This is a genomic window from Atribacter sp. (genome assembly GCF_035418125.1).
Taxonomy (GTDB): Bacteria; Atribacterota; Atribacteria; order Atribacterales; family Atribacteraceae; genus Atribacter; species Atribacter allofermentans.
The window spans coordinates 1-5,562 of the sequence record NZ_DAOLQM010000142.1 but is presented as its reverse complement, the minus strand read 5'-3'; the positions used below and the strand labels follow the sequence as shown (position 1 = coordinate 5,562).

Annotated in this window: 4 protein-coding genes and 1 tRNA gene; all 5 read left to right on the top strand. The window is 43.0% G+C overall.

The annotated features are described in order from the left end of the window. Positions 1–908, top strand: a 908-nt coding sequence (locus PLK24_RS07695) for a SpoIIE family protein phosphatase (protein ID WP_324477862.1), incomplete at its 5' end; no start/stop codon positions are given. A gap of 72 nt (positions 909–980) precedes the next feature. Continuing rightward, complete coding sequence (gene nuoE, locus PLK24_RS07690; RefSeq protein WP_433873568.1) at positions 981–1,514, top strand: NADH-quinone oxidoreductase subunit NuoE; 534 nt, start codon at positions 981–983, stop codon at positions 1,512–1,514. Further along, the gene (gene nuoF / locus PLK24_RS07685; protein ID WP_349770670.1) at positions 1,498–3,399 is read left to right on the top strand and encodes an NADH-quinone oxidoreductase subunit NuoF; all 1,902 of its coding nucleotides are present in this window, start codon (positions 1,498–1,500) and stop codon (positions 3,397–3,399) included. Before nuoE ends, nuoF begins: the two co-directional genes overlap by 17 nt. Then, entirely contained in the window at positions 3,389–5,413 is a 2,025-nt protein-coding gene (locus PLK24_RS07675; RefSeq protein WP_324477858.1) for an NADH-dependent [FeFe] hydrogenase, group A6, read from the top strand. The genes nuoF and PLK24_RS07675 overlap by 11 nt, the downstream gene beginning before the upstream one ends. A gap of 72 nt (positions 5,414–5,485) precedes the next feature. Next, positions 5,486–5,561: transfer RNA gene (locus tag PLK24_RS07670), tRNA-Ala, on the top strand. Position 5,562: the final 1 nt, after the last annotated feature.

Sequence of the window (5,562 nt, the reverse complement as noted above, 5' to 3'; positions counted from 1 at the left end):
GTAAGGTGAGAAAAATTGCTTATTCTACTTTTTCAGTCATGCAGGTTTTTCAAAACGGTGAAGCCTATATTGCTGAATTTGATAGCCCACCAATCTTCTGGATTCGAAGTGGCCGAGTGATGCATATCGAACGGAAAGAAAGAAAAATTGGGAATCGAGTTATTCATGAATCAAACATGAAACTCCAAAAAAATGATTGGTTAGTAGCGGTTAGCGACGGAGTGGTGCACGCCGGTATTGGCGGGATCTGGAATTTAGGCTGGAGATGGGAAAAAATCGCCTCTTTTCTTGAAAGTAGTGTGAACGAGCACATTGATGCCGATTCTTTGTCAAGAAAAGTGATCGAAACGACGGCAAGTCTTTACAAAGGGATGCCTGGAGACGATGCAACCTGTATTGTAGCGAAAATTCGTCTTCCTCGGAAAATGATTTTATGGGCGGGACCACCAGAAGACCCAAAAATTGATCAGTTCATTACTCAAAAATTTCTTTCCTTTCCTGGAAAGAAAGTTCTTTCTGGTGGAACAACCGGAAATATCGTCTCCCGTTACTTAGGAAAACCGATAGACGTGGATTTAAATTCTATGAAAGAAGATATTCCCCCGGTAGGCATTTTAGAAGGAGTAGACCTTCTCACCGAGGGGATTTTGACTTTGGCCAGTGTTCGCCGCCATCTAAAGCAAGGAGTAAGAGATATCGATGTTCTCTATAAACAAGATGGTGCCAGCCGTTTGTTACATTTATTATTAGAATCAGATGAAATTCTTATCTATACTGGAATGGCGATCAATCCAGCTCACCAGAATCCAAAATTATCAGGTGAGCTTTCATTGAAAGCCAGAATTTTAGAAGAAATCACCGAAGAGCTGGTAAAGTTAGGAAAAGAGGTTAAATTGGAGTATTTTTGAATTAAAATTGATATTTAAGTGATGATTATTCCGTAACTCAGCAGGTTACGATGAAGGTATATCCGGAGGTGAATGTCATTGGAAATTGATAATCCAGAATTAACCTTAAGTCGTCAGTTCGAAAAAGTGAATGCAATTCTAGAAAAACACGATAGAAATGCATCCCATTTAATTTCTATCCTTCAGGAGATTCAAGCCGATTACCGATATCTTCCCGAAGAAATATTGACCTATGTTGCTACCGCCCTGGGAGTGTCCCCGGCCTATGTGTATGGGGTCGCTACCTTCTATGCTCAATTTTCTTTAAAACCAAAAGGAAAGCATATGATTCGAGTATGCGATGGGACAGCTTGCCATGTAAAAGGGTCAGTCAATGTTTTAAAAACTGTTAAGGAGCAATTAGGATTAAAAGAAAACGAGGAAACGACCCCCGACCTTCTTTTTACGGTTGAAACCGTGGCTTGTATCGGAGCCTGTGCTCTGGCGCCAGCTATGATGATCGATGAAGAGGTCTTTGGGATGTTAAACGAAGAAAGGACTCGTGAAATCATTGAAGGATTGATTGAAGAAAACAAGGGAGGAATGGTCCATGCCATTCAAGACTAAAGAAGAACTGGAAAGATACATTCAAGAGTTAAAAAATAAACCAGTTACCGCACAGGTTTTAGTCTGTGGTGGATTAGGGTGTTTAGCGAAAGGAGCAGAAGCGGTTTATAAAAGGTTTCAAGAATTAATTGAAAAAAACCAGCTCTCAGCTACTGTGGAAAAAACCACTGATGATCATCAGCCATCACTCAAAGAAACCGGATGCATGGGATTGTGTGAAGCCGGTCCCTTGGTAAGGATTGAACCGAAGGGAATACTTTATCTGAGAGTGAAACCGGAAGATGTTGATCGAATAGTTGAAGAAACCTTGATAAACAACCGGGTAGTTGATGACCTGGTATATCAGGAAGAAACCAACCAGGAAATCCGGAAATGGCCATTGATGAAAGACGTTCCCTTTTACCGGAAGCAGAAGAAAATTGTTCTCCGTAATTGTGGTTCCATCGACCCTGAAGAGCTTGACGATTATCTGTTTCACGACGGTTACTTGGCTTTAGCAAAAGTCGTTACGACTATGAGCCCCGACGATGTCATTGGAGAGATTTTAAAATCCGGTCTGCGTGGCCGGGGAGGCGGGGGGTTCCCGACCGGTCGAAAATGGCAATTTGCTCGTTTATCCAAATCCGAACGGAAATTTATCGTATGTAATGGTGACGAAGGAGATCCCGGTGCTTTTATGGACCGCAGTGTTATGGAAGGTGATCCTCATACGGTTATTGAAGGAATGGCAATTGCCGGTTACGCTTTTGGAGCTCAAGAAGGATATATTTATGTTCGAGCCGAGTATCCCTTAGCAGTTAAAAGATTGAAAAAAGCTATAGCTGATGCCCGAGAAGCTGGATTAATAGGAAAAAATCTTTTTGGTACTTCCTTTTCCTTTGATCTTACTATAAAAGAAGGTGCCGGAGCTTTTGTCTGTGGTGAAGAAACCGCTTTGTTGGCTTCTATCGAAGGAAAACGGGGTATGCCAAATCCTAGGCCCCCCTTTCCCGCCAACAAAGGTCTTTGGGGATATCCAACCGTTATTAATAACGTTGAAACCTTAGCCAATGTTCCCATTATTATTTTAAAAGGAGCCGATTGGTTCCGTTCCTTTGGAACAGTTAACAGTCCTGGAACGAAAACCTTTGCTCTTTCTGGAAAAATACGAAACACCGGATTGGCGGAGGTACCAATGGGTATCAGCCTTCGCGAGCTCATTTTTGATGTTGGGGGAGGTGTACAAAATAATCGAAAATTCAAAGCGGTTCAAATTGGAGGACCCTCCGGTGGGTGCTTGACTGAACAGCATTTGGACCTCGCTGTAGATTATGATTCGCTCTGTGCTGCCGGTGCCATTATGGGTTCTGGTGGATTGGTCACCATGGATGAAGATACCTGTATTGTTGAATTAGCGCGCTATTTCCTTCATTTTACTCAAAATGAATCCTGTGGAAAGTGTGTTCCCTGTCGAGAAGGGACCAAGCATATGTTAAATGTACTCCAGAAAATTGTTGAAGCTCGTGCGAAAGTTGAAGATCTGGACTTATTGATTGAAACCGCTGAGGTCGTGCGCGATGCATCACTTTGTGGCTTGGGAAAGACCGCACCTAATCCGGTTTTGACCACTCTCCGCTACTTTAAAGATGAATATCTGGATCACGTAAATAATCACGTCTGTGTTGCTCACGTTTGTAATGCCATGAAAGAATACCGAATTGATCCGGAAAAATGCCGGGCTTGTGGAAAATGTGCCCGAGTATGTCCGGTCAAATGTATTTCCGGACGACCGAAAGTCCCATATGTAATTGATCAGGAAGCTTGCATTAAGTGCGGTTCATGCTTCGAAGCTTGTCCCTTTGATGCGGTATTGGTTGAATGGAGGTCGAAGAACCATGAGTCATGAAAATCTCAAAAAATCAGTAATAATTGATGGTCAAGAAATTGAATTAAGTGGCGAGAAGAACATCCTTGAAGTAGCTCGCAAAGCAGATATCGATATTCCAACCTTTTGCTATCTTTCTGATTTAAGTGTTTATGGTGCTTGCCGAATGTGCCTGGTTGAAGTTGAAGGACGAGGCATTATGCCATCTTGTTCGACTCCGCCTGAACCAGGAATGGTGATTAAAACCAATACACAAAGAATTCTCAAGGCTCGTAAAATGGTTTTAGAGCTCCTCTTAGCCAACCATAAACGTGATTGTACCACCTGCGAACGAAATCTAAACTGCCGTCTACAGGAACTCTCCGCTCGTTTAGATATAACTGAAGTTCCCTTTGGTGAAAGGACGGACGACCTTCCGTTAGATACTTCTTCCTTCTCTTTGGTTCGCGATCCGAATAAATGCATTCTTTGTGGTGATTGCGTTCGAACCTGTAAAGAAATTGAAGGTATTGGAATCTACGATTTTACCCAGCGAGGCTCAAAGTCGCTGGTGGAACCAGCTTTTGGGAAAAAACTCAGCGAAGTGGAATGTGTTTATTGTGGACAGTGCTCAGTTCGTTGTCCAACGGCTGCTTTGATTGTAAAATCTGAAGTAGATAAAGCCTGGGAAGCAGTTTTAGATCCAGAGAAATTTGTCGTGGCACAGATTGCTCCGGCAGTTCGAGTGGCAGTTGGAGAAGCTTTTGGATTAGAACCGGGAGAGATCAGTACTGGAAAAATTGCTGCTGCCTTGAAAAAAATTGGATTTGACCGAGTATTCGATACAGCCTTCAGTGCTGATTTGACCACCGTTGAAGAGGCCGAGGAATTCTTTAAACGTTTGACCAAGGGTGGTCCATTCCCCCATTTTACCTCTTGCTGCCCCTCCTGGGTGATTTATGCTGAAAGGAATTATCCTTTCTATTTAAATAACTTATCCAGTGCCAAATCTCCACAACAGATGTTTGGAGCAGTGATTAAGAATTTTGTGACCAAAGCTGAAAATAAAACCTTAGATGAAATCGTATCGGTTTCAATCATGCCGTGTACAGCTAAGAAATTTGAAGCCCGTCGTCCGGAGTTTCAAACCGAAGGAAAACCGGACGTGGATATTGTCATGACTGCTCAGGAAATCATCAAAATGATTAAATCGGCCAATATTGATTTTAAAGAGTTAGAGCCGGTTCCATTTGATGTACCATTAGGCTTAGGGACGGGAGCTGGGGTCATCTTTGGAGTAACCGGAGGAGTAACCGAAGCGGTTCTCCGCTATGCATACGAAAGACTGACTGGAAAAGAACTCAAAAATGTTGAATTTAGCGGAGTTCGAGGTTTTGAAAGTTTGCGAGAAGCCGAGGTCGACTTTGACGGTCGAACGGTAAAGGTAGCCGTGGTTCACGGTTTAGCGAATTTGCAACGTTTAGTGAAAGACATTCGAGAAGGAAAGCGTTATTATGATCTAGTCGAAGTCATGAATTGTCCAGGAGGATGTATCGGTGGTGGCGGTATGCCTTTAGCCCATCCCGACCGAGAAATGACACTCCGCAAAAGAGCTCAGGGTCTCTATAATGCCGACCGGATGAGCACGATTCGAAAAGCCCAGGATAATCCATCATTAAAATACCTCTATGAGAAATGGTTAGAAAAACCCAATAGCGAAGAAGCCGAAAAATTCCTTCATACCAGTTATCGGTCTCGCCGGAGAATCAGCAAAGAATATATTCGAATACAAGAAGCTAAAGAATCTCAGAAGATTGACATTGCTGTGTGTGTTGGAACCAGCTGCTACCTGAAGGGTTCCTATAACCTTCTCCAGCGTTTGCTTGAATTAGCCAAAGAGCACGACCTGCAAGACCGAGTGAGTATTGGTGCCACTTTCTGTTTAGAAAAGTGCTCTCTCGGGCCTAATATTCGGATTAACGATGAAGTTATCTCTGGGGTAACTGAACAAAACGTAAAAGAAATATTTGAAAACCATGTCTTAGCTAAACTTTAAGCTTTTTTTGATGAATCCGTTGACTGATGAACGTGATTCTCCTATAATATAGGTCGTCTGCTAAGTAATTTTGGGGCTGTAGCTCAGTTGGGAGAGCGCCTCCTTGGCGTGGAGGAGGCCAGGGGTTCAACTCCCCTCAGCTCCACCAG